Source organism: Paracholeplasma manati (assembly GCF_025742995.1).
Taxonomy (GTDB): Bacteria; Bacillota_I; Bacilli_A; order Acholeplasmatales; family UBA5453; genus Paracholeplasma; species Paracholeplasma manati.
Map to the genome: position 1 here is coordinate 56,516 of NZ_JAOVQM010000006.1, position 26,672 is coordinate 83,187.

23 protein-coding genes are annotated in these 26,672 nt (G+C 39.7%); 3 read left to right on the forward strand and 20 right to left on the reverse strand.

The window, feature by feature from the left end; translation table 11 throughout:
* Position 1 precedes the first annotated feature (1 nt).
* The 15 genes from N7548_RS06980 to N7548_RS07050 all read right to left on the reverse strand — a co-directional run bounded on the left by N7548_RS06980 (position 2) and on the right by N7548_RS07050 (position 18,729).
* Positions 2–877, reverse strand: coding sequence for a carbohydrate ABC transporter permease (locus N7548_RS06980; RefSeq protein ID WP_263608754.1), 876 nt, complete (start codon positions 875–877; stop codon positions 2–4).
* Complete coding sequence (locus tag N7548_RS06985) at positions 874–3,138, reverse strand: DUF5696 domain-containing protein (protein ID WP_263608755.1); 2,265 nt, start codon at positions 3,136–3,138, stop codon at positions 874–876. Before N7548_RS06985 ends, N7548_RS06980 begins: the two co-directional genes overlap by 4 nt.
* Positions 3,131–5,149, reverse strand: coding sequence for a YIP1 family protein (locus N7548_RS06990; RefSeq protein WP_263608756.1), 2,019 nt, complete (start codon positions 5,147–5,149; stop codon positions 3,131–3,133). Before N7548_RS06990 ends, N7548_RS06985 begins: the two co-directional genes overlap by 8 nt.
* A gap of 9 nt (positions 5,150–5,158) precedes the next feature.
* On the reverse strand, positions 5,159–6,031 hold the full coding sequence (locus tag N7548_RS06995; protein ID WP_263608757.1) for a carbohydrate ABC transporter permease: 873 nt from the start codon (positions 6,029–6,031) through the stop codon (positions 5,159–5,161).
* Between the two features lie 9 nt (positions 6,032–6,040).
* Positions 6,041–6,973, reverse strand: coding sequence for a carbohydrate ABC transporter permease (locus N7548_RS07000; RefSeq protein WP_373425186.1), 933 nt, complete (start codon positions 6,971–6,973; stop codon positions 6,041–6,043).
* Complete coding sequence (locus N7548_RS07005; protein WP_263608759.1) at positions 6,960–9,884, reverse strand: extracellular solute-binding protein; 2,925 nt, start codon at positions 9,882–9,884, stop codon at positions 6,960–6,962. Before N7548_RS07005 ends, N7548_RS07000 begins: the two co-directional genes overlap by 14 nt.
* 67 nt (positions 9,885–9,951) lie before the next feature.
* A complete protein-coding gene (locus tag N7548_RS07010; protein ID WP_263608760.1) occupies positions 9,952–11,394 on the reverse strand; it encodes an ABC transporter substrate-binding protein in 1,443 nt (480 codons plus the stop codon).
* Positions 11,395–11,407: 13 nt separating this feature from the next.
* Entirely contained in the window at positions 11,408–12,376 is a 969-nt protein-coding gene (locus N7548_RS07015) for a LacI family DNA-binding transcriptional regulator (protein ID WP_263608761.1), read from the reverse strand.
* Between the two features lie 351 nt (positions 12,377–12,727).
* Positions 12,728–13,189 (reverse strand): hypothetical protein, encoded by a 462-nt coding sequence (locus N7548_RS07020; RefSeq protein WP_263608762.1) that lies wholly within the window; start codon positions 13,187–13,189, stop codon positions 12,728–12,730.
* Positions 13,190–13,494: 305 nt separating this feature from the next.
* Positions 13,495–14,673, reverse strand: a complete 1,179-nt coding sequence (locus tag N7548_RS07025; protein ID WP_263608763.1) for an acetate kinase — start codon at positions 14,671–14,673, stop codon at positions 13,495–13,497.
* A 112-nt stretch (positions 14,674–14,785) separates the two neighbouring features.
* Entirely contained in the window at positions 14,786–15,418 is a 633-nt protein-coding gene (gene trhA, locus N7548_RS07030) for a PAQR family membrane homeostasis protein TrhA (protein ID WP_263608764.1), read from the reverse strand.
* A complete protein-coding gene (locus N7548_RS07035) occupies positions 15,387–15,905 on the reverse strand; it encodes a pyroglutamyl-peptidase I family protein (RefSeq protein ID WP_263608765.1) in 519 nt (172 codons plus the stop codon). Before N7548_RS07035 ends, trhA begins: the two co-directional genes overlap by 32 nt.
* A complete protein-coding gene (locus N7548_RS07040; protein ID WP_263608766.1) occupies positions 15,902–16,423 on the reverse strand; it encodes a tRNA (cytidine(34)-2'-O)-methyltransferase in 522 nt (173 codons plus the stop codon). Before N7548_RS07040 ends, N7548_RS07035 begins: the two co-directional genes overlap by 4 nt.
* Before the next feature lies 1 nt (position 16,424).
* Positions 16,425–17,354, reverse strand: a complete 930-nt coding sequence (locus N7548_RS07045) for an epoxyqueuosine reductase (RefSeq protein WP_263608767.1) — start codon at positions 17,352–17,354, stop codon at positions 16,425–16,427.
* Positions 17,317–18,729 (reverse strand): MATE family efflux transporter, encoded by a 1,413-nt coding sequence (locus tag N7548_RS07050; protein ID WP_263608768.1) that lies wholly within the window; start codon positions 18,727–18,729, stop codon positions 17,317–17,319. The genes N7548_RS07045 and N7548_RS07050 overlap by 38 nt, the downstream gene beginning before the upstream one ends.
* A gap of 224 nt (positions 18,730–18,953) precedes the next feature.
* Here N7548_RS07050 and N7548_RS07055 point away from each other — a divergent pair, with 224 nt between their 5' ends.
* Entirely contained in the window at positions 18,954–20,087 is a 1,134-nt protein-coding gene (locus N7548_RS07055; protein ID WP_263608769.1) for a glycoside hydrolase family 88/105 protein, read from the forward strand.
* 6 nt (positions 20,088–20,093) lie between these two features.
* Here the strand turns inward: N7548_RS07055 and N7548_RS07060 are convergent, their stop codons facing one another.
* The 4 genes from N7548_RS07060 to N7548_RS07075 form a co-directional block, all read right to left on the reverse strand.
* Positions 20,094–21,086: a hypothetical protein gene (locus N7548_RS07060; protein ID WP_263608770.1), complete on the reverse strand. Its 993-nt coding sequence runs from the start codon at positions 21,084–21,086 to the stop codon at positions 20,094–20,096.
* Positions 21,087–21,096: 10 nt separating this feature from the next.
* Entirely contained in the window at positions 21,097–21,420 is a 324-nt protein-coding gene (locus tag N7548_RS07065; RefSeq protein WP_263608771.1) for a PadR family transcriptional regulator, read from the reverse strand.
* A 119-nt stretch (positions 21,421–21,539) separates the two neighbouring features.
* A complete protein-coding gene (locus N7548_RS07070) occupies positions 21,540–22,976 on the reverse strand; it encodes a nicotinate phosphoribosyltransferase (protein ID WP_263608772.1) in 1,437 nt (478 codons plus the stop codon).
* Between the two features lie 81 nt (positions 22,977–23,057).
* The gene (locus N7548_RS07075) at positions 23,058–23,753 is read right to left on the reverse strand and encodes a DsbA family oxidoreductase (RefSeq protein WP_263608773.1); all 696 of its coding nucleotides are present in this window, start codon (positions 23,751–23,753) and stop codon (positions 23,058–23,060) included.
* Positions 23,754–23,855: 102 nt separating this feature from the next.
* Between N7548_RS07075 and cls the strand changes: the two genes are divergently transcribed.
* Both cls and N7548_RS07085 read left to right on the forward strand, forming a co-directional pair.
* On the forward strand, positions 23,856–25,367 hold the full coding sequence (gene cls, locus N7548_RS07080; RefSeq protein ID WP_263608774.1) for a cardiolipin synthase: 1,512 nt from the start codon (positions 23,856–23,858) through the stop codon (positions 25,365–25,367).
* An 86-nt stretch (positions 25,368–25,453) separates the two neighbouring features.
* Positions 25,454–25,996: a DUF1836 domain-containing protein gene (locus N7548_RS07085; RefSeq protein ID WP_263608775.1), complete on the forward strand. Its 543-nt coding sequence runs from the start codon at positions 25,454–25,456 to the stop codon at positions 25,994–25,996.
* Between the two features lie 38 nt (positions 25,997–26,034).
* Here N7548_RS07085 and N7548_RS07090 read toward each other — a convergent pair whose 3' ends face one another.
* Entirely contained in the window at positions 26,035–26,511 is a 477-nt protein-coding gene (locus N7548_RS07090) for a hypothetical protein (protein ID WP_263608776.1), read from the reverse strand.
* Between the last annotated feature and the right edge of the window lie 161 nt (positions 26,512–26,672).

A 26,672-nucleotide genomic window follows, 5' to 3' on the forward strand; every position in this document is an offset into this window, starting at 1 on the left:
CTTAAGTCCTCCTTCTACTGTTCTTGGTTCTAAACAAGAACGCGACTAAACCAATCGTGATGAATACAACCAAAGCGTAAAGCCATGCCATCGCGGAAGCCATACCAAACCCAGTCACGGTATTGAACATGTTTGATTTGATGGAAAGAATGACTTTATTTTCCGAGAATGTGGTCAGTAAAACGATGGTATAAATCGTATTGACAAAGATGAGACTCGATAGTGATGGCATCGTGATTTTCCAAAAGGATTGCCACGGACCAGCACCGTCGATTTGTGCGGCTTCGTAAATTTGACCATCGATTTTTTGAAGACCAGCGATGAAAATCAAGATTTGAACCCCACTGAACCAAAAGATGATGATGATTTGTGAGAACAAATCGACAATCGGTTTGGCTAGTCCAGGGTTAAGTGTCGATTCAATGATGGTGATGAACCCATACGAATCAAAAATATTGGTGCCCCCAGCCCCTTGAGATATGAGCTCATTGATGACTGGACCCGATGAAATGATGACAGGTAAGAAGAAAATCGATCGGAAAATGCCTCTGCCTTTGATTTTCTGATTGAGTAGTAACGCAATCAAAATGGAAAATACCACGATGACTGGGATTTGTAAAACCATTTGTTGTAAGAATGCTGTTAAGGACTCCACAAAGACAAACCCTTGTTCAATTTGGAATATCTTTAAGTAATTATCAAACCCAACGAAGGTGGTTCTAATGCCATCTGCAGTAAATCTGACGTCATTTAAACTGTAGAAAATGGATGTGAGTAATGGGTAAACCATGAAAATGAGGAAACCCAGCACCCATATGCCAATGAATGTGTACCCATAAATGTTTTCACGGGTAGCTCTGGCCATCGGTTTTTTCATAGGACACCTCCCATGGTTTGTGACAAGATGACCCCTTGTTTCACCACGATATAATTCTTTGGTAAAACCACACGACCCTCAGCGATGACCATTTGGTCTAAATAATTCACATAAATGGTGGTGTCGTCTTCGTAGACCACTTTAACCACGCCTTCTTGTAAAACCGTTCTCGACTCGATGGTTTGACCTTGAACAAAGGATAATGCCCCATTGACGAACGCATAATACGTTTCAATGGCTGGTTTAAGGTCGGTAAATCTCGAGGTATAAATGTGTCTTAAAGCGGTGTCTTGTAAATTTTTAGAGGAAGCTTCTGTGACGATAAAGGATAAATTTACACCATAATCGATGCTTCTTAAGAGTTGGTCTCTCGCATAATCATAGAAATTGGCGTTGGAACCAAATAAGTCCATTGACCCTTTTAAGACGATTGGGATAAATGGTACGGTATCACTAAAGGATAAATATTGTGAAGAATACATTGGTAAGTCGAAATAAGTGTCCATTCGTCCCCAAAGGTAAGCATACGCATCATACAAAGCGGTTTTCATCGTAGCCTCACTTAACAGGGTTTGGAATATTTCGATGGATTGTCCTAAACTCACGCCTGTGCCATAATCGGCATATAAGGTATTGCCTAAAGAATGTACTGCCAAACCATCGACATCATATTTCGATAATCTGTGTTCAGTAGCCTCGAAACTCGATGTTACTTTTGAATGTTTGAGCAAAAAGCGATTGTGGTCTATTTCAACAAAACGATAGCTTTGTTCATTGATTTTCTTGGCCAAATCGGTGAACCCTTGATAGTCTCCCGAACGGCTACTGGCTTTGACTGCGTCCGTAACAAAATAGAGGGCTGCTACTTGTGCTTTTAAAGCTTCAATATCTTTGGAAGAACCCAAACGATTGGATAGACCGCCATAGGTTGGACCATCCCAGGCAGCACCGGTATTGGTAAACCCATCGTAGGCGACAATGATGTTGTCCATCGTTAAGGATTCAATCATCGTTCTTAACGCGTTTAACTTGGTCATGACGATGGTATCCGAAAACAGAATGCCATCTTTTTTGACCAAACCAATGGATTCAAGTTTGAGTGGCGTAGGACCGACACTCGGGGTTTGACGTGTCAATTGGTTGCTTGAAATAAGCTGTTCGCGGTATGCTTTTGCCATCCCAACATAACTTGCATCCTCATTGACAAGCATTTGATACTTGATTTTAATGTCAATCGGATTACGATTTTCCTGCATGAGGGTGATGACATTGCCTGCTTTATCGATCGGTTGATTGTAAATGCGACGATAGATAAATTCAGTAAATATCGCGTTATACGGCGTTAAATTGCCGGCGTAGTTGATGGTTAAAACCCCATTTTCCGCACCAGATTCGATGGTTGCGAACATCGCATTTTGTTCTATGCCATGGACAAAACCAAACACAGGGGCGTACAATTGGGTCCCTTCAGATATCATACGATTTAAATCCGATTCTGTATTGAAGGATAAATTCGGTGAATAAAATTCTTTAGAGTATGGATTGGCGGTCACTGCCTTCGGGTATCTGACCAATGCACCTACGCCATCTGGAACAAACATATACCCAGGGATGGTATCTTCTTTAACTGCCCCTAAGTAAGGGTACACATAGAGGGACGCGATTTTGAAACTACCCGATTCAACAATCGATTCATTGGGGATTTCAACGACGATGCCTTCACTTAAAAATTGCACTTTCAAGGTGATGGCGATTCTCGATATTCCAAAACGAATGGTAGACTCAAACCCATTGTCGATGATGCGCGTGGTTTTAGAGGTATTTTCTGAAAGAATAAACTCCTCTGTTCTCGCATTATTCGCCGTATTGGTGTTATAAGAGTAAATGTGAATCGCACTTCTCACACGGCGTTGCCAGTTATTAGACAAACCTGAGGTGGTGTAATCAATGGTACTTGAGAACATATAACCACGTTCGTTTTCAATCATGAATGACAATGAACTCATGTCAAGATAGACATTACCTAATTCGGTTGGAATCACGGTATGCTCAGGGTCAACAGTATAAGGACTGGTGACTGCCGTTAAATCATCGACTTGAGTGTATCGATTTGATGACACATAATCGGTGATTTGTGAGAAACTCGGGAGTGGTTGATCTGCAGAGGTCAAAATCGCACTATCGATAGCGACTTTCACGCCCAAACCCAATGCTAGGATGGATATCAAAATCCATACTTTAATACGGATGTGTCTAAACACGGTAGATCACCTCCTTAATGATCGAAACAACAAAGTCCCACACTTGACCGATGAATGCGTAGATGAGTAACCCCATCAAAACCAAAATAAGCATACCAAAGAGAATCAATAAGATGCTCTTAATGGTCTCTAATAAGGTATAGTTGTGGACTTCTTTTAAAGTATAAACGAATAGGAAAATGGTGTAATAGAAAACCACTTGATGGTAGAACGAGTAAATAAAGGCTTCATTATACGTTAGGAAGTGAGACAAAATCGTCATCACTGGGATGAATAAGATGAATGGAATCAAGGCGTAAGCTGACATCACAAATACATCTTTAAAACGACCTTCACCATCCGAGAATGTGGAAACCAAATAGTTCACAACGACATATAAACCAAAGACGGTCAGTACCAAACTGAGTTCTTGAATGAGGTTTCCGACAAAATGATTTCTAAACAGGAATCCCGATAAGTAAGTATCGGATAGATAAACGATGATGAATCCTAAAAGGATGAGTGACCCACTCAAATAACCACCTTTGTTTTCCCGTTTCACATAATAGACTAAATCAGCGGGTTTCTTAAATATGTTTTTGGTCAAACGAATTTGAGAAACCACTCGGTAGGATTTAAAGGTATTCACTTTATCTTGAATGGTTGAATAGAATGGTAAGTACTCAACACTTCTTCTTGAAACCTTATAAACCACCCATAATCCAAGACCAACCAGTACCCAAGTCACCAAATAATTCTGAATGGCGACATTACGGATTTCCCAATAGGCATTCGAATAGCCTGCCAAATCTTTGGCTTCAAAGAATGCATCTAGAGCATCTTCAAAGTTACCTTCTTTGACCAAGGCTTCACCCAAAGCGGCATGTGCTAACGCAAACCCGGTATTTTGTCTTAAAATTTCTTCCCAAATGGGTTTGGATTCTAAATACTTACCATCGTTGTATAGGGTAACCGCGGTATGAACTAAATCCACGAACACAGTTCTTTGGTAAATTTGAATGTTGTTGTAAATACGGTCTAATACATAAAGATTCCCTGCCTCATCGGTTGTAATACCCGATGGGGTATTGGTTAGACCGAGGGTTTGTTTCATGGAACTATCTTTGGTATTGAATTGGAATAACAATCGACCATTGGCGTCATATTCATAAATATCACCTGTGGTGGATACCATATAAATATAGTTCTCATCGTTCATCCATATGTCTGCCAATGCCGTATTAGGGTATAAGGTATCGGATAATAGTGTATTCACCCCAGAAATATTCAATCGCTTAAATGATTGACTGAAATTGATGTTGGTGGTTAAAATAGACCCCTTTTGACCGAGTGCCACATTGGTTGGTGATGGTGGTAGAGAAGATGCTAAATCAGAATCTTTAACGAATAAATTGTATAAAAACTTTCGGAAACTGATGGTAACACTGTTGATCCCTAAGTAACCGACAAACTCACCAGCGTAGTTAAGCTGAATGATCCCTGAGGTAGACCCTTCACCCACGACGTAAATGGCGTCATTCGAACCAACCACGACTTTGGTCGGCAAGAACGCATTGTTCGCACCAAAGATTGGAGAAGTTGGTTTGGTGATACGGGTATGAATGGTTTTCGTATTGAGATCTAAAATGAACACCGTTCGCGCATCTTTATCTGCAACATACATCGATTGCCCATCGACAAATACCCCGGTTGGGGTGACGAATTCTGGGGATTCAAACGTATCGATGAGTGTCCCATCGAGTTCAACCCATAAAATGCGTTTGTTGCCGGTATCAGCGATATACAGTTGATTGTTCTTTTGATAGATATCTTGTGGGTTTTTGAGATTTAAATCACTCAATGTGCCCACAGGGATATAAGCGGTTTGGGTCTGAACCAAACGGTTGTATTCCCCCAAAGTATAGGTATTGTAGGGAATCCCAGTGGTTGCTTGAGAGGCTTTGGTTTGGATGGTCGAAAATAGGAATCCAAACCCTAGTAAGATACACATCAATCCAATGATTTTTTTCATGATGATCTCCTACTTAATCCCAGAGTGTGCCATGGTATTCATGACTTTACTCTGTAGGAAAATGAAGATGATTAAATTGGGTAAGAACATGATTAAGCTGGCTGCCGCACTCATCCCAATCCCAACCACTTGGTTGGATGCGGAAGAGAGGGTAGACATGTAATAAGCGAATGTTCTCAAACTGTCGGAATTGATGTAGGTTGCGGACACATCGGCGTTATTCCAAACCGATTGGAAGGATAAAATCGCGATGGTTGCGAGTGCTGGTTTGATGAGTGGTAAAATGATTTTCAAGTAAATGGTGAAATGATTCGCGCCATCGATTTTAGCTGCTTCTATCAGTTCATTGGGAATTTGGTCAATGAATTGTTTAATTAAGAACAACCCAATAGGCACCGCTAAAGCGGGGATGATGTGCACCCAAAAGGTATCCACCAAACCAAAACTTTCGGTGATGATGTATCTTGGAATGATGACGGCTGTACCAACAAACATCATCGCGATGGTATTGATTTCAGAAAGCACTTTATTGATATGAAATTTCATTTTAGATAAAGCATAACCGGTGATACTACTGAGAAATATCGATAAGAAGACAACCAATAAGGTAATCACAATCGAATTAAATAAGTATCTTGATACGGGAATTCCTGTGGTGGTGGACGCTTGGAAGAGTTCAATGAAATTATCCCAAGTCGGTCTTTGAACAAAGAACCTTGGTGGGTATTCAATGAGTTCATCAAACGGTTTAAACGCATGGTTAAAAATGTATGCTAGCGGCAGTACCATGACTGCCGCAAATGGCAACACAAAGAGTAAATAGGGCAATTGTGAGAGATGAAATTTGTCTGGATTGGTTCTAATGGCTTGAAATTTTGGCATCTTTTCCACCTAGTCCCTTTCTCCAAATAATCTGTACGCAATCTTGCTAAAGAAATAGATCAATAAGAGTAACGCTACCGATAGCGCTGCCGCGTAACCCATATCGTATCGAATGAATCCGAAGTCTTCAATGTGGTTGACAATCAAAGACCCCGCATAGTTCGGTGTTGGGTTACTACCCGATAATTGAACCCCAATGGCCCCCGTTGAAAATGCTGTAACAATTGCCATCACAGCACCAAACAACATCTGCGGTTTCATCGAAGGAATCGTGATGTGGATGACTTCTTGGAAGCGGTTTTTAACCCCATCCAAATAAGCGGCTTCATAGAGTTCTTTATCGACATTTAAAATACCGGCAAGCATCGCTAAGAACCCAACCCCCATGGACCCCCAAAGGGTGACTAATACCATGATGGTAAATAAGTATTGAGGGGATTGTAAGAACGCAATCGGTTCAACGATTAAACCCAGTTCTAAAAGAATATAGTTTAAATAACCACTCGAATCTCCCGCAAAGAAAACTTTCCAAATGACGCTCATGGTCACCCCAGCCGTTAACGATGGGGTGTATAAAATCACGGCTAAAATGGTTCTTAAACGGTGCGGTAACTGAGCCAAACACCACGCTAGAACGAAGGATAATACATACCCACCAGGTCCAACCAAAATAGAGAATTTAATGGTGTTAGAAAGGATGTATTTCATAAATTCTTCGTCGCTGGTCAGTAAATAAATATAGTTGTTCATCCCGATGGGTTTCGGTGAACTGACCAAATCATAGGTTGTAAATGACAACAGAATCGCGAGTAAAATAGGAACTACAATGAAGACAATAAATAACAAGGTATACGGTAAAGCGAACAAATAAGCCGCTTTATCGTCCTGTTTGAATTGTCGTTTTTCTGTTTGGATGAATTGTTGAAGTTTATTCATGGTCATTCACCCACCCTTCGACGATACTTCGATTTGGTATGATGAATGGTTTAATGGATTCTCCCCTTGAATTGATATAACCAAACTCCAACATCTTTCGACTGATTTCTTTATTCATCTTGAGAATGCTGTCGGTCATGGTACTTCTCAAATTGGCATCATAAAAGACCACACTGTTTAGGGTATTGGACAATTCACGTTCCACCATATATGACCCTGGAATCTTCGGTACTTCTCTCAAATGGGTCCATTGTTCTAAAATAATGTCTTGATGGGCTTTGTTCCAATTGAGTTGTTCAAAGGCTTCGATATTGGCAGTATTCCATAAGTATCTGGTACCAAGTGTATTGATCAAAGTATTTGAGAATAATACTTGGGTTTCAGTAGAATGCCACCACTGCATGAATGCCCAGGCATCGTCTTGTTTTTGGCTCTTTTTAAAGAGGATGCTCGCTTGTTGTGCCCCAGGCATGTCGCGGTGAATTTCACCTTCGCGTTCTACCCCAGGCACCAAGGCGATATCCCATAAACCTTTGATTTCAGAGGCTGCGTTGAGGAGTTGTAGGTACATCCCAAAATCAGCGATACCGACAGGGATTTTCCCATAACGGAAACTATTAAAGAAGCTTGGCACTTGATAAGACAAGCTGTATTCTCTGTATAAATCCGCCATAAATGTCATGGCTTGAATTGTGTTTTCATTATCAATCGCTGCGGATAAACCATCCTCAGCGTATAATTGACCACCAAATTGGAAAATGAATGGTGCTGTGGTATCAAATGATTTCAAACTGGAATTATTCGATAGTGGGACATAAAAACTCATCCCATAACGTTCCAGAATGGGTAACATCTCTAAGACATCATCCCACGTGTTTGGTACATCGAGTTCTAATTGATCTAAAATGTCTTTTCGATAAACGAGGACATAGAAGTTTTCAGTTTCAGGCAACCCAAACAATTGGTTGTTGTATATCATCGGCACCACTTGTTCTGGATTAAATACTTGAAGGGTTTGTTCAAACCCAGGCATCGAGGATAAATCGACGAGCATCCCTCGCATACCGTAATCGTTTGGAATCCACGCCGATACCCCGAGTGCCACATCGGGTTGTTGGTCAGCTGAGTTTGCGAGCAACAGTTTACCATCATCGTTCATGATGGAAACTTTGACTTTAATCCCGGTTTCCTCCGTAAATACGCCATCGGTAATACGCTGAATGAGGTCGACATATTGTCTCGAACGGTTGACCCAGACTTCGATTTCGTCATCAGCTACCCCTTCAGAATAGGATGGGTTGATAAAAGAAGCGAAAAATCGTTGGACGCCAATCGCGATGGACTCAAAGAAACGCGCATTCGGTCTTGGTAATTTTGGATCGCCATGAACAAAAAACGCATCCATGACGAGGGGTTGTTGTAAAACCACATCGATTTGACCCGAGATGAGGGTAACCGCTGACGATGACCCAGTGGATAACAAGGTTAAACGTCTTGGAATTTCATCGATGTCGTTGATGAGGGTTTGAATTTTGGATTTTGCTGCTTTTAAATCGGAAACGGTTTTGGAATCCCCTTGATACCCATAGAGTTGATCTAATGCTTCAATGACTTCTGTGAGTCCAACGGTCCAGGATTCTAAACGTGTGTAAATGTCTGGGAAATAGGCAATCATATCCCAGTCGATCGATTTATCGACATTGTTGCGGGTAAGTTTGGTTACTTCTAATCCGAATTGGGTCATTTCATCCGAAATCATGCGCATTTTTCTCGCAATATCGATGAATAGACGGCTGTCGACTTCGAGGGTGATGGTATCCCCTGGTTCTAGATAAAATAGATAAGGTTCGCCTTCTAAACTCGATAATGTCACATTTTGCCAGTTTCGACTAAACCCAAATGGTAAATGTTTGGCTTCTTCAAATGGTATTTCACCATTGATATACAATGTTCTATAGGTTGTGGTCTTTTGACGGTCTTGTCTGACTTTAAAGGTCAATTCATAATAACCCGCTGTTTCAATATCTGCGATCCAGGTGACTGCGTCACCAGGTTCTTGATAGTTTTCAGTCCCTAACACATTGAGTTTGAGTTTGGATATAGAAAATGGCAAAACCCCGATGTCTTTAGAAATCCCTCTGGTAATACTGGAGTGGTTCATTAAGAACATATCTTCTGCTTCAAATCGGTAATTAGGGGTTTGAACAAAACTGCCTTGAGGCAAATAATCACTGTAAGGTATTAATGATTGATGAGGCACCAATTCGATGGATTTCAGTTGAAGTGCCCCAGAAATCTTCTCCAATGTGATGACATCCACTGTTTCATCCAGATACACCAATAACCCTTCTGTGTATAATCGGTTCGGGTCTTTAAGCGGTTGGATGACATACGCATCGTAGGTCGCCTTTAAGACAGAAACATCGTTGCCATAACGGTCTTGTCTGACTTCATCGTCCGCCTCTACCCAATAGGTATCTAAAGAGGCTTGTGCTGCTTCTTGATAAGGCAATGCTCCATCGATTGTCATCGATAATACAATCGGTAAATAATTGTCTGATTTTGCTTGATAATTCATCACGATTTGATACAAACCAGGGGTTACCCCTGAAAGGGACAAATCGAGGAAACTTTCTGTTGTCCAATCATAAAAACCACCCACAGAAATGGCTTCACCTGGTTCTAAAATGAACGATGATGCCGGATATGAGTAGCTTTGATCATTGTCATAGGTTTGGGCATGGGCTTGTAAAAAAGCCGCGTATGTACCCGATTGTGCGGAAGTGGTATATTCGATTAACGTGGGTTTCGCAACCTCAGGGTTGAGGTTTTGGACAATGATATTGACGATCCAAATCATCAATAATAGCCCTAAAGAACCCATCATGATTTTACGCATTTTAGCTGAAATTTTCATCTTAACCTCCACAGTGTTTCATTTGAAGAAGGGGAAATCTGGACGTAGATTTCCCCTATCATTTGTCTTATCTTTGTTGAATTGCTTGATCAAACGCCGCTTTCGCTTCGTCATAAATAGCGTTTGCACGGTTATTTAAGTTTACTCTAACGTCAGCGTAAAGAACTTCACCAAAGCGTAGCTTGTTGATGATGTCTCCCATCTTGTTTTCAGCGTCATAAGTACCTTGGTAACGTGCTTGAATGTAACCAGGTAAGAATTTCGGTGGTTCAACAACGACATTACCTGCTTCAACGATGGCTCTTAAGCCTGTGAATGCTGGGTACAGTTCGAAGTAGGCATCTAATAAGTCTGCATCGTTTTGAAGCGGTGCGAAGTTGACTTGGGAAAGCCCTTCGACCGATTTGGACAATTCAATGCGTTTCAAATAACCATCTTTACCAAATCCCATCCACTTAGCCAATTCATAGGCTTCTTGAGGGTGATCAGTGTTTGAAGCGATGGTGAAGAAGTCAGCGACGATTGGCACGCGTTTGTTGCCATTGACGACAGGGGTACCAATGAAATCTAAGTCCCAAGTATAGTTACCTGTGTTGATGTTGGCTTGCATCCAACCAAAATCCCATGAATAGAACCATTTCGCAAGGATCGCACCGTTATTAAACGCTGCACCAGCGCTACCACCTTGGAAAATGGCTTCGATGTCAATACCGGAATCTTCTTTAGCTGCTTCGTATTGGAGTGCTTCTAATACAAAGGATGTGTCTGTTTGTAATGAACGATAGAAATCGATGGTGGTGGCGAATTCAGTGGAATCCAAATTGAAACCATCTTGTGTCATCGTAAACCAACCATAATCGTTATTGAGTTGGGCTGGGTACCAGTGAATGATGTGTTCGATACCTTCTAACCCGACAATACCGGTATTGGTTGTCGATGAATGGTTCGCAGCGGCTTTGGTCAATTGAATGAATTCATCGAATGTGGTCGTTGTGGTTGGCCAGTCTTGTCCACGTTGATCGTATAATGTCTTATTGACAACATAACCTGCATAGAATACAGCGTTTGGTAATGCCATGACTTTACCATTGTATGTAGCTGCACCACGAATGCCTTCAGAGACATTTAAAAACTCAGGGTCTGCATTGGCTACTTCTGTGATGTTATAAGCCCAGTCATTGACGACATAGTAAGGGATGTCATCAGCCATGAAGACATCTGGTAGACTTTCTGTGGATGCTCTAGCAGCGAGGAACTCACTCCAAGAAACGTCATTGGTGGTGCCAGGAATCTTTGGTCTTTCGATGATTTCCACATCAATGTCAGGATTGGCTTCTTCAAATGCTTCAATCATCAATCTTTCCATGTTTGGGGTTTCTGCATCAGGTGCCCCTAAATTCCAGTTGGCGTAAGTGATTTTAACTTTGCCATCTTCTGTGCCACCATTGTTACATGCAACTAACAACGTGACTGAAAACAATAAAACCATGAATACGAATACTTTTTTCATAAAAATCCTCCTTTTAAAATGTTTGACGACGGATGATTGCGAATCGTGCGTCGTATTTTTGAATTTCAGCGGTTCTACCTTCAATCGCGGAAACGATGGATTCAGCTAAATTTCTAGCCCATTCCGCACGATTGACATCAATGGTGGTCAATTCTGGTTTAATGTATTTACCCAGTTCGATGTTATCAAAGCCAATGATTTTCATGACTTTTGGAATATCCACTTTCATTTCATTCAAGTAGTTGATGACACCAATCGCCATTTCATCGTTGGCACAAAACAGTACTTCTGGCAACACATTACCCGTTTCAAAATATTCTTTGATGGCTTGATAGCCGGATTGTTCCCTAAATTGACCTTTTAACTCACAAAAGGGTTGAAGTTGATTTTCTTGAAGGGCTTTAACAAAGCCTCGGTACCGCTTGATATTATCGGGTGAGTCTTCATTCCCATGCATGAAACCAAATTTGGAAAATCCCGAGTGAATCGCCAATTTAATGACTTCATACACTGGGGTAAATCCATCCATACTTTTAACTATGATTTCTGAAGCTGGTCCATAGATTTTTCTTAAATCGATGATTGGAAAACCTTTTTTCGCAATTCGTTCCAACAAGTTCGGTTCCACAGTCGTATCCAATACAATCGCCCCATCGGCTTGTTTTTCTTGTAAGAGGTTGTGTGCAAGTTCGCCACTGCATACAATCATTTTGTAGGACAATGCTTTTAATGTGGTATGAATTTCTTCTAAGATTTCTTGATAAATCGGTCCACCAAAGTTATGAATCAAGACCAAGACATTGTTGGTTTTATTCTTTTTAAAATTTCTCGCAATCCCATTGGGCAAATAATTGATTTCCTCAGCTACCCGTAAAACCTTATCGGCTGTTTCTTTTTTGATGCGTGGGTCATTGTTCATGACATAGGATACCGTGGCGATCGATACCCCTGCTTGTTTTGCAACATCTTTAATTGTGGCCATGTGAACCTCCCTCATTTTTGTATCGAAACCATTCTATAGAATGATAAGATTCAAATCATCCCATAAAAAGAATTGAAACATTTCAATTTGTATTATCATCTTATCACAAGCGCTTACATAATTTCAAGGGGTTTGTGTAACCGATTTTAAGATTTTTTTAAATGTTTCAATTTTCCATATAAAAGATTAACCTTATTGTCTTAATCGTATTTGTTTGAGCATTTCTCCACACTGGTGAATCATTAACACCATACACAGTTAACTATTCTCTATTCAAAGACCACTTTATGTCCACCTAAAACAAATAAAACGGCTTAGATAAGCCGCTTTATTATTTTTTAACCGAAACGTTCATTCTGAAGATTCTATTTTCATGATAATCATGGATTTGGGTAAATACTCAATCGTTACATCATCACCAACTTCAAAATCACCAATAGTCATTATGTAGTAAGTTCTATCATTAATTACGATATACATTGGGTTCGCAAGTTCATTTTCATAATACATTTTCATATGGTAACGATCAAAGTCAATTTTTGTTATAGTACCATTCGTTTCTACCACTTGTTCTTCTTTGTCATAAATCAAAGTAAAATGACTTGTCGACGTAACTATAAAAAGAGAAATTAGAAAGGCTAACACTGATATTAATAAGCCTGCATATTTGAACTGTTCTTTGATATTTCGAGGCATTAATTGAGGTTTGATTTGGAAAATGATACCTAAAACGAAAATAACGAATCCAAATGCTAAAAAGCTTGCAGGACCTGACACCAATGCTTGATAGTATTCATTATAGTCAAAACTCATGGTTTGTTCCTCCAAAAGTAATCTATTGTAATACTATCATGTCTAAATATTTAATACTAGATGGATTTACGTAGAATTCAAATAAATTGGATGTTTTACCCATAATCATCATGAAAAGTAATCACTTTTTGTAGATGAATGAATGACCTTTAAATCATTTTATTCTTATTTAATTCATGAGACAGACCTCGACATCCCTTATCAATATCACAAAAATTGAAAACAAAAAAACCCTTTATAGAAACACTTAAATAATTTATCGTGTCTTTTATAGAAGGGTTATATGAGAGTTTAAAAAATGGTAACTACTCGTGCGATAATCTCATGGTGTCCCTTGCGATCATAACTTCTTCATCGGTTGGGATGATGAATACTTTCACTTTAGAGCTTTCAGAAGAGATGAGTCTTTCGCCGCGCAATTTATTGAGGTCTTTATTGAGTTCTACCCCAAGGACTGCCAAACGATCGATGATCATTTGTCTTAAGACAGGGGAGTTTTCACCAATCCCTGCGGTGAAGCAAATCGCGTCTAATCCACCCATGTAAACATAGTAGGAACCAATATAGTCAGCAATTTGTTTTGCTTGAATATCGAACGCTAAACGGGCTCTTTCATTGCCTTTTTCAATGGCTGCTTCAATGTCTCTTGCATCGTTAGATAACCCAGAGATACCGAGGTAACCAGACTTCTTATTTAAGATATCTGTAATATCTTGAGCGGATTTGTTTAACTTATTGGCCATATAAGCGGTGATGGCTGGGTCAATCGAACCAGAACGGGTGCCCATTGGGAAACCTTCAAGCGGTGTAAAGCCCATCGATGTTTCCACACAGTGACCATTTTTAACAGCCGATAAGGAAGCCCCATTACCAATGTGACATACCACTACTTTGGTTTGGGTTGTCCCCATCAATTGATTGGCACGTTCAGACACATATTGGTGACTAGTTCCGTGAAATCCATATTTACGAATGCCATATTGGGTATACCATTCATACGGTGTACCATAAAGATAAGCATCTTTAGTCATGGTTTGATGGAATACGGTATCGAAGACTGCGACTTGAGGTACATGTGGTAAGACTTGTCTAAAAGCTTTAATCCCTGTCGCGTTCGCAGGGTTATGGAGTGGTGCCATTTCGCCTAAATCGATGATCTTTTGTAAAACCTCATCGGTGATGATGGTGGAATCCTTAAAGAATTCGCCCCCTTGAACGACCCTGTGACCAACGCCTTCGATGTCGTTGATGTTAGAAATAACGTTGTGCTTAATCAACCCTTCAAGAATGAGTTGGACCCCAACGCCATGGTCTTTGATTGGTAAAGTTTCAACAAACTTTTCGCCATTATATTTAATGGTAAATAGCGCTTCTTCTGATCCGATACGTTCAACAATACCCGATGTGATTTGTTTTTCCGCTGGCATTTCTAGCAATTGGAATTTAATCGAAGAGCTACCCGCATTGACTGCCATAATTTTCATAGTTATTAATCTCCTTGTTAGTACATACTAATCATATTATAATTCACTTGCTTTTGCAAGATTTTTTCCCATCATTATGAATATTTATTCACAATACTTAAATCCACTTTTTTTATAACAAATAGCCGTAAATCGCGATAAATTGTAATAAAGTACCTAAAAATACGAAAATATGCCAAATGAAATGACTGTATTTAAAGACTTTAGACAACGCGTAAAATATGACACCTACGGTATAAGCAACCCCACCCGCAAGGATGAAGTAAAACGCGCCTTGAGATACTTCAAATAGCGGTCCAATGAGTGCTAAACCACTCCAACCTAAAATGATGTATAACAACAGATGTGGGATTTGATACTTGTGGATATGGATGGCTTTGAGGGTTGCACCTAAAGCGATGAGTGCCCATTGACCCGCGAGTAAGTACCAACCCATCGGTTTATCGACCACCATGATGAAAATCGGTGCGAACGTACCTCCAATTAAAATATAGATAGAGATGTGATCGAAACGTTTGAATAAGCGTTTGACTTTGGTATCTCTTTTAAATGCGTGATATAACGTACTCATCGTGTATAACACAATGATACTTAAACCGAATACCAACGCACCAAAAACTTCATTGGCGTTGTTGGATTTTAATAACATGAGAATCAAGGCGACGATACCAAATATCGCACCTAACCCATGACTAACTGCGTTTGCAATCTCTTCACCGAGCGATTGAAATGGTCTTAATTTCATCAATAATCTCCTCTATTTCTTTGGTTTGTAAGTCTATTTTATCGATATCAGCACTGACATGAATGAACAACACATTTGGGTGCTTTTTACCCATTTGATAATACGCATAATTACACAAATAACGCCCTGGATCATCCGAAATTTGAATACCCGATTTAACCCATGGTTCCAGTTGAAATGGGGTTTGATAGGTCTGACCATCATCGATGGTTTGCTGATTTATTTGGACCCCTGTATTGTCAGGGATTCGCATATCGATTTCGTTATACGCAAACTGTTCTAAAGATAAATACGAACGGTTCGCTTCACCCAACATAATGATGGCTTGGTAAAGCCCTACATTCAGTTGTTCAATCTCTGTTTTCGCACCAGAGATGGATACAGGTAATAACCGCTTATCGAAAACCTCATTCAAGCGCTCTAAAATCATCGATGACGCATTCCATGTTTTCCCACCAAAGGGTTCAAAGGCCGTGATTAGAATCATTTGAATTGATCCAAGAAATCTTTGCCTTTCATGGTTTCTGGTTCATACTTAGATAAGCCTTCAAAATCCACTTGTCTCATCACTTCAAATGCGACCAGAGCGACGGCGTTGGACAGATTGAGCGAACGGATTTTGTCGGTGGTTGGGATCCTATAACAGGTATCCATATGCGCAGCTAAAATGGTGCGGTCTACCCCAGTGGACTCTTTACCGAAAATCAAATAAATCGGTTCAGTAATCTTCGTATAATCTATTTCAGAGTAGGTCTTTTTACCGTAACGGGTTAAAAAGAAATACTGACCTGGGTTTTTGGATGAAAAATCTGCATAGTTTTCGTAAATGGTGTAGTTTAAATCTTTGATGTAATCCAAGGCACTTCTTCTCAAATACTTTTCATCTAAGGAGAATCCCAAAGGTTTAATCAAATGAAGTTTCGCATTGATGCCAACACAGGTCCGCATGATGTTCCCCGTATTTTGAGGGATTTCAGGTTCAAATAAAACAATGTTTAAGTCCATATTAGTCCTCCTTCAGTGCTTTTAAGACACGGTCTAAGGTATCTTGATACCATAAAATCGATGATTTGTCTGGTCCAGACGCGATCAAATCGATGTGTTCTTTCATATTAAGTCGTTTGATGATGAGCAATGCATTACGCATCAACACGGTCTTACCTTTCCATAAGTAAGGCATGTCTGCGTATTTATCTTTGAATGTTTTTTCCGAATCGGTGAACAAGTCCACAATCGATACCATTTCTTTACCTGAGAGTTCGAATTCTGGGTGGGTTTGTTTCACGATTTGGATGTTTTTTGGACAGACCATTTGACAGATATCACAGCCAAATAAACTGTAGTTCGCATCCATCTCAACATCCGTGAGGATGCGTTTGGATTGGTTGTAATGGCTCATGCATAAGTCCATGCGATAGCCTTGTTCGGACAAGGCGTTGGTTGGACAAGCATCGATGCATTTACGACAGGTACCACAATCATCATGGACAGTCAGTTTTAGTTCTGATTCAATTTCGATGTTCAGAAACACAAGCCCCAAAAAGAAATATGAACCATACATTTCATTGATAATCAATTGGTTCTTTCCAAAGAAACCCAAACCAGCCAAGGTCGCTGCTAAACGTTCATCGTGGTTATGGTTATCGACACCCAATTTGTACTCAATACCTAAATCATTCAATACAGACATCATTCGGTCTTTTAAAACCAAGTGGTAGTCTTTTCCAAAGGTATAAAAGGAAGGTACTAAGTGTGTATGTGTGTGTTTGAGGGTCCTTTTGGGGTAACTTAACCCCAAAACAACCATCGTCGGGTACGTCTCATGGATGACGTTTTTACCCATTTGACGGGCTGCTTCTAAGTAATCTTTGGTGCGAATGATCCCCACCAAATCGAATTTAGATTGAAAAATTGTCCAGAGGTTCTTCGTGTTCATCGATGAATACCTTTCGTTGGAATTTCACCTTTCGATAGAGATATGAACCCATAAATAATATAGTTAAGTTGGAAATAACCATGGCATACCAAATGCCTGCATAACCAACATCGGTGGCGTATTTAAAGAATAAAACGAGCGGTACTCGTAATATCCATAAGCGTGTAAACGTCATGAATAACGCATATTTATTGTTACCAGACCCATTGAATACCGATAGATGGGTTTGGAAGATGGCCATCAACGGCTGTGTCCCTAAAATCCAAATTGAATATTCAACGGTGACCGCGACAATCGAACCATTTTTAGGTCCAACAATGAATTCGGCGATGGGTTTTGCGAAAGGGATGATGATGAGTACCCCAATCACCATGATAATGACGCTGAGGTTTCTCGCCATTTGATACGATTTTTTCGCTCGATCAGGGTTATTCGCCCCAATGTTTTGACCGATATAAGCCGTAACCACTGAACCAATCGCCATGACTGGGTTTAATAATAAGGATGATATGCGATTCCCCGTTGAAAACCCTGACGATACCACATCCCCATAGCTGAGAATCATCGCTTGAATGACGGCGAATCCCAAGGAAGAGAATGCTTGTGCGGTCGCTGATGGCAGCGCGAATTTGGATATTTCTTTGATGATGTGTCCATCAAAGCCAAGGTCACCCACTTCAATTCTAGGGTGATCATTTGAAAAAAACAAATCATATACTGCAAACGGTACGATGATGGCTTGACCGATCAAAGTGGATAAACCAGCCCCAGCAATCCCCATATGAAATACCGATATGAACAACCAAGTTAAAAACATGTTGATGAGGATGCTTGCGAAAGAGAGTATCACAGGAGAGAAGGTGTCGCCACTCGCTTGACGGATGGCTTGATACGCTAAGAATATATAAACAAAGGTAAACTCCATCGATCGGTATCTAAAATAAGTCACGGCGTAGTCAAAAGTTAGCCCTTGTGCCCCCATCATTCTCGCGATCAAAGGTGCACCCAAGAATAGTATCGCGTTGACAATGATCCCTAGGACCACCGAATAAGTTAATAGTTTGGCTGCATAGGTTTTGGCTGTTCTTTCTTTACCAGAACCCAAATATTGACTGATGATCCCTACCCCTGCAATCCCCAACCCAATCCCCAACGCATTGAAAATATTATAGATTGGCCAGTGGATATTGATGGCCGCGAGGGTAGATGCGATGGCATCTTCAGTACCGTCCATACGGGCTAAAAAAAAGGAATCGACGATATCATGGAGCGATTTCAGTAAATTCACAAAGAATAAAGGTAACGCCATTACGACGATGCCCTTCATGATGTTTTTATCTTCAAGTATTAAATACTTACGTGTGCGCTGACCCATGCTATAACCCTTTCAATAACGCATCTATTATAACGTAATCCAGGGCCTTTTGCAATCATATATACAATATATGGTCTTTCTCATAATTTGTCTAAAATGGCGTATTTTCGGCCTTTTCGTCTATCATGATGAACAATTCGAAAGTTTCCAATCAATCTCTTTTGAATGCCTTTTATTATCTAAAAATATAGGGTATAATTGGGTTGACTTTAGGAGGATACCCCATGGAATTGATCGATCGTTATATCCAAAAATTAATGTCGGGTTCAACCCCAGATAAACCCCTTTGGAACATTGAAGCCATCCATCAAGGTAAAGCAGCTGCTTGGAATTATGTTGACGGTTGTATGATGACGGCTTTATTATCTCTTTATGACCAAACACAAGACCCAAAATATTATGACTTTGTCAAAAAATTCATCGATCATTATGTATCTAATGATGGTTCCATGCTTGGGTATGACATGAAAACATTCAACTTGGATGATATATGTGAATCCCGTGTTTTGTTTGATTTATATGCGAAAACCCAAGATGAGAAATACAAAAAAGCCATTGATTTAACTTATACACATGTCCTTAGACAACCCCGTACGAAGGAGGGGTCATTCTGGCATAAATTCATCTACCCACAACAAGTATGGTTAGACGGTTTATTCATGTCACAACCCTTTTACACCCGCTATGAGACGGTATTCAATCAAGAAAAGAATTACGCTGACATCGTGAATCATTTTAAAGTGGTCAGATCTCACATGTTCAATGAAGATAAAAAGCTCTATTACCACGGTTATGACGCTTCTAAAACCGTCTTTTGGGCAGACAAAAAAACCGGGTTATCGAAAAACTTTTGGTTGCGTGCTACCGGTTGGTATGTCGTCGCGTTGGTCGATGTGATCGGGTACTTAAATCCAAACTATAAAGAAAGACAATCGTTCTTCTTCCCACTCTTAAAAGAATGTGTCGATGGCCTTTTACAATACCAGGACAAAACATCCAATCTATTTTACCAAGTGATTGATCGAAGCGATGTTCAAGGTAATTACCTCGAATCTTCCGGTTCTTCCTTACTGGCATACGCCATTTTAAAGGGGGTCCGTTTAGGGGCACTCGATGCTTCTTATCAAGCGATTGGTTTAGGTATCTTTGACGGTCTTGTAAAAACATACATTTCTGAAGAAAATGGCGATTTGAACATGGATGGCATTTGCTTAGTCGCTGGGCTAGGTCCTGACCATAATACAAGACGCAATGGTACTGTAGAATACTACTTATCTGAACCCATCGTATCGAATGATGCGAAAGGCGTTGGGCCATTCATTTTGGCATACACCGAAGTTAAAAAAATCAAAAACTAGCCGCGGCTAGTTTTTTTGTTTAGGTAATCCTTTTTTGGGATGATAAATTTTGTACCAAGTGACTATCAGTTCAATGGTGGTAATGATCCATACCATAGAGATAATCCCTTTGACTGCTAAATCTAAATGATAGGCAAAATCAATATTAAAGGCTGTTGATACCGATTGAACAAACAACGGATTGAACGTGTTCATTCTGGTAAATACGATGGACATAATGACCAGACTAGTGAGTTCCAATGCTGTATAAAAAATGCCCAAGACTTTGGTAAAGCCACCTTCTTTAAACTGAAAAACTTTGATGATGACGGTTAAAACCAAATACGCAATGAACCACGGGACAAATAGATTAGCAACCCATGCGTTGAGTACAGAGCCTGTATAAATCCAAGTGACTTCATCCCAAATCGCGTTGATATTTACATAATTAGTCAACAACACATGGATGAATATGTATCCAAAAATAACCGCAAATACACTTTCTATAATCATTTCAACACGTAGGTTCTTTTTGGATTCAACTTTTGGGATTTTAGGCAAACTTTCCACTCTGAATGGTGGGTTCACTTTCTTTCTGTATAATTCGATACCTGCAAATATCAATGTAGTCACTGCAAACCCATTAAAACCAGCGGAAATGACCGAACCAAATAGGGTTTCAAATACACCCTCAAGGATAGCAATACCCGTAGCCGTAACGGCCTCAATGATACCAATCGCGAACGAAATGCCCACAAATACTGCAACCACAATCACCAATACATGCTTATAATCGTCAAAGAGTTCTGGGGAAATCAAATAGCGTGGTTCTTTGTAGTTCATCGCCATTTTCGCTGGAGATCCTAAGGTAGTTAACACGGTTTTGATGTTTTCAGTGCTTTGATCTTCACCAAGCATATCATAAATATTTGCTTCTAATTCTTTCGAGATGTCTTCACGTTGTTTTTCATCTAAACGCTTAGTAACATCATAAATATACCTTTCAATATAATCGTTCATAGTGTCCTCCTTATAACAAACTACTGAAGTGTTTGGTCATGTCGCGATAAACCTCGATCAGTTTATCCAATGCTGCTTGTCCATCTGTCGACAATTCATAGTATTTTCGCGGTCGAGATTCTTGGGTATCCCAATTCGATACCAACAACCCTTGGGTTTCCAATCTTCTCAACATCGGGTATAACGTCCCCGCTTCAATGTACACATGCTTCTCTTCTAATGCTTGTAGTAGAGAATAGCCATATTGTTTTTCTTTAAGTAGAGACAACACCGCTAAGGTTTGTGTCCCTCGTCTTAATTCAATTTCGAGATTATTTAGGATGGTTTGATCCACGTTCTCACCTCACACCAATATAATACTGTATGTCATACACTATTGTCAAGCGTATAATAATAAAAAATAACCACCTTTCGGTGATTACTTATAGTAATAATTTTTTATCAAAAGGGTTTTTAAGCCTTTTTAGAGTATTGTTCAATGAGTTGTTGTTTCAATTTCCACAAATCTTGTGAAAGGTCCACATAGTATGGATGTGGGTTTTCAAAACGTTTGACTTCATCCCAAAGCGTCGCCATTTGAGCTTGGTGGAATGCACGAATGTCTTTTAATAGTGGTTTCTTATAGACCAATTTACCTTGGATAAAGATGGGTTCTAATAAACTTTCTACTCTAAAGTTCTTGACTTGTTTTTGTTTCCATGGGAAATTCGGGTCAAATAACAAGAAGGGTTTGGTGTCATCGATGGTTTCATGATCCAAGGTCACGACATCCGCGATGGCATTGTTTGTGGTTTTATCAAACAAGCGGAATAATTTTTTGACCCCAGGGTTGGTGGTCTTAACCACATTGTCTGAAAGTTTCATTTTGGGTACCCATTGCCCATTTTCTTTTAAAGCCGATAACTTATACACCCCACCAAAAACCGAATCACTCTTTGAGGTAATCAAACGTTCACCGACACCAAAAGCGTCGATTTGTGCCCCTTGTTCAACCAATTCGCGAATCAGATACTCATCTAATGAGTTTGAAACGGTAATTTTGGTATTGGTTAAGCCAGCAGCATCTAACAGTTCTCGGCTCTTCTTCGATAGATAGGTTAAGTCTCCACTATCGATACGGATGCCCTTTAAGGTATATCCGTTGGGTTTGAGGTAATCTTGATAGACTTTAATCGCATTAGGGACACCTGAACCTAATGTACTATAGGTATCCACTAGAAATACTGAATCTTTTGGATAAGTTTTTGCATAAGCTAAGAAGGCATCGTATTCACTGTCAAAGCTTTGAACATAGGCATGAGCCATGGTACCAATCGCAGGGATTTGAAAGTCACGGTCTGTGATGGTATTCGAACTACCTACCGCGCCTGCGATATAGGCAGCGCGTGCCCCGAAGGTCGCAGCGTCGTAGCCTTGAGCACGTCTAGAACCAAATTCCAATACAGCTCTACCCTTCGCTGCAGCAACAATACGTGCGGTTTTGGTCGCGATCAAGCTTTGATGGTTGATGGTTAACAACAACATGGTTTCAATCAGTTGACACTCAATGATGGGCCCTTGAACCGTCAAAACCGGTTCATTGGGAAATATTGGGGTCCCCTCTTTGATGGCGTACACACTGGACGTGAACTTGAAGTCCTTTAAATAGTTTAAAAAGCCTTCGGAAAATAGATTTCTACCGCGTAGATAATCGATGTCCTTTTGGGTAAAACTGAGTTCTTGGATATATTGGATGGCTTGTTCCAAACCTGCCATCACCGCGTAGCCACCTTCATCAGGGACAGAACGGAAAAACAGGTCAAATACCGCTTCTTCGTTTTTGTTGTGTTCGAAGTAGCTATTGGCCATGGTCAATTCATAAAAATCAATCAACATTGATAAGTTTCTCATACATACCTCCGTGCGTTATTCATTATACCAAATATAAACCTTATTGTGAGATGTTTGAGGCAAAAAAAAGTGCTTTCGCACTCATTTTTTCACTTTACGTTCACAATGTTCACCCACACAATAGCTCGTCTTGATGGGTTTTTTCGGCCTAGTTTCAAAATACAGTTCCTCTAACATATCATAAAAATACAATTCATCCTGCGCCCCAGAAATGCTGTATTTTCGATTGAGTACGAAGAATGGGACCCCTTTGAGTCCAAACTTGGTTGACAAGTCAATGTCTTCTTTGATCAAATCCAAACTGGTATTGGATAAATATATTTCACTGATTTTGATGGGGTCTAGAAAAGGTGTCGCTAACTCGGTTAACACCTCTAAGGATGAGATGTCCAAGTGTTTGACGAATTGCGCATCAAATACCCGATTGACAAACTCAATTTGATCTTTTGAATTGAGCTGTTTCATGATTTTATGTGCACACAAAGTATTTCTTGGGGTTATTTTAGAAAAATCTAACAATACCCCTTCATCAAAAGCCATGGTTTCAATCCCAGCATTGAGTTGTTGGGCTTGTTCCATCGAGATGTCTTTATGTTTGGCTAGCCAAGCGTGGCCATTCAATTGTTCTTGGTTGTTATCGTTAGGTGACAATAAATAACTTCGGAAGATGATATGCACATCTTGTTTGTGTTTAAATCGCGCCAACGCTTTAAAAAACCGTATTTTACCTAAGTAACAAAACGGACAGGTAAAATCAATCCAAATTTCTAATTCCATGGGGTTATCCCTCCATAAGACCATTATAGATGGTTTGGTTAAAAATCTCAAAAGATATACCCAATATATGGTTTTTTAGTATAATGGAGTAGAGGTGTTCTTATGACACGATTCTTACGCTTCATCACACACCGTATCACCATCATCGGTATATTGATTTTAATTCAACTATTCGTATTTGGATGGTTGATCTTATCTGCTTCTAAATACAGTCAGTGGGTAGTCTATAGCCTCGAGGTACTTTCATTCATCGTGGTGTTTTTCGTGCTGGTTTCCGAAGAACCCTTGGTTTATAAGATTGCGTGGATCATCCCCATATTGATTGTTCCCATATTTGGTGGCTTCTTCTACATCTTGTTTAAAAACCACAATTTAACCAAACGAACGACCCGCGTGATGTCCATCATCGATGCGCATCGCGTCGAATCTTTAAAGTCTTTCCAACAAAACATCGATGTAGACGATATTCACGTTCAAAAAATCATTCATCTATTAGAAAGTGATCATTGGCCGGTTTTTAATGAGACTGCATCGACATTTATACCTACCGGTGAAGCGAAATTCAATTACCTTATTGAACTCTTTAAATCAGCGAAAAAGTCGATTTATATCGAATATTTCATCATCAACACAGGACAAGCTTTCGATCAAATATTTCCAATCCTTAAACAAAAAGCCAGCGAAGGGGTCGATGTTCGAATCATTTACGATGATTTTGGTTCATCGATGAATTTACCCAACGACTTCGATAAAAGGCTCATTCAGGCAGGCATTCAAGTTTATAATTTCAATCCGGTTAGGCCCCGTTTAAACTTATCGATGAACTACCGTGATCATCGTAAAATCGTGATTGTCGATAATGAAAAAGCGATCACCGGTGGGATGAACCTAGCCGATGAGTATTTCAATGTCATCCAACGTTTTGGACAGTGGAAAGACGCTTCTATTTTAATCGAAGGTAAAGCGGTCGTATCGCTCACGCGAATCTTTTTAATGAACTGGGAAAACAAAACGAAACAGTTTGAACCCAACTTATCATCACCCGTTCAAACCAGACCTACGGATGGATTGGTTATTCCGTTTTCTGACAGCCCACTTGACCGTAATCTCATCACAAAACATACCTATATGTTGATGATTCAATCCGCCAAAAAGCGAATCATCATCACAACCCCTTATTTTGTGATAGACCAAGAACTTCAAACCGCGTTATACCTACAAGCCACCTCTGGCATTGACATTGATTTAATCGTGCCTGGGATTCCAGATAAGAAATATGTCGCCGTGGTTTCCGAATTCTACTATAAGCAATTGATACAATTTCCAAATGTCCGAATCCATAAATTTAAAGAAGGATTCATCCATTCTAAAATTTTATATATCGATGACCAACACGCGACCGTTGGTACGACCAACTTTGACTTTAGAAGCTTGTATCTGCATTTTGAAAATACCGTTTGGATTTACCGCACCACCGCTTTAAAAGACATTAAATCCTACTTAGAAGACGCCATGTTGTCCTCAAACATGCTCACCTTAAATGAACTGAAGAAACACAATCTGTTCTACCGCTTGTATCAACAAGCATTGGTGGGATTCTCGCACCTCTTATAATCCATCTCGTTTTCAATAAGATGTCTTGTCATTCAAATGACGATATCTAAACACAATTTATATGTTATAATAATCATGGTGATATTATGAATGAACTCAACGAATTATTGGCCCTCTTACAAGTATTTAAGACACCAGCCTATGATAAACTACCTGAAATCGACCTTTACATGGATCAAGTACTGACCTATATCAAAAAGCACTTACCCCCATTTAAAGAATCCGATAAGGACATCTTAACTGCCTCGATGATCAACAACTATGTCAAAGACAATGTGATTAAGAATCCAGTCGATAAGAAATACGATAAGGAAGCCATCGCTTCTTTAATCATGGTTGCGAACCTAAAACGTGTGCTGCCAATTCAAGACATTAAAACCATTCTATCGAGTCCAAATGACATCGAAAAACTCTACAGTGTTTATCAAAAAAACCTCGACGCAGTCAATCAATCGATGCTCAACATGGAAAAAGCACTAACCGCTGAAGACGAATTGACAAAGATTGCATTAGAACTCGCGATTGACGCATCCGTCAAAGCATATTTCGCTCATATGATGCTCAGCAAAGATACCGAACACAGTAAAGAAAAGAAAAAGAAAGACAAAGAAAAGAACACTCAAGAATAAACAAAGAACAGTCTAAGAACTGTTCTTTTTTCTCATTATTAAGCCAATATATGTTGAATAGATCCAAAGAGTAACCAAATGGTTAGTAAAAACCATATAGACATGAAAATATACTTTTTTATCAGAAACTTCGGATTGTAAATACGGATACTTGAAGGATGTTCCTTTTCGATTTCTAAGCTCACTCGAGGTTGGTTTAAATGGTTTTTGATTTCCAAGTCTGAACAGGTATAAACAGATTCAAACCCCTGATATTGATACGTATATACCGTCGTATTGAGTAAGTCAATTGGAGTGTCATCTGTCTTTTGAATGATGGCATCCACACGCACTTTTGGTATCCGATAATACAACACATCTTTAACCACTGTATGAACAAAAATAGCCATGAAAAAGAGGCCCATGACACCATTCAAAATCGCGATAAAGTCTTGTTTAAAATACGCATATACGATGACTAGCCCCAATATCGTCAGGGTGAATACCACACTTTTAAGCGATGATTTACTGCTCATAATAGATTTAATACCTCACTTCACAAATGATGATTTTTAACAACACAATCAAGAAGTCCACACCCTCTTTAGGTAGCGGGATGAATTGATTTTTTCTTTTGATTTATGTATACAAATGCCCATAAATAATGTTATAATATAGTTGAAAAATCTCTATACAT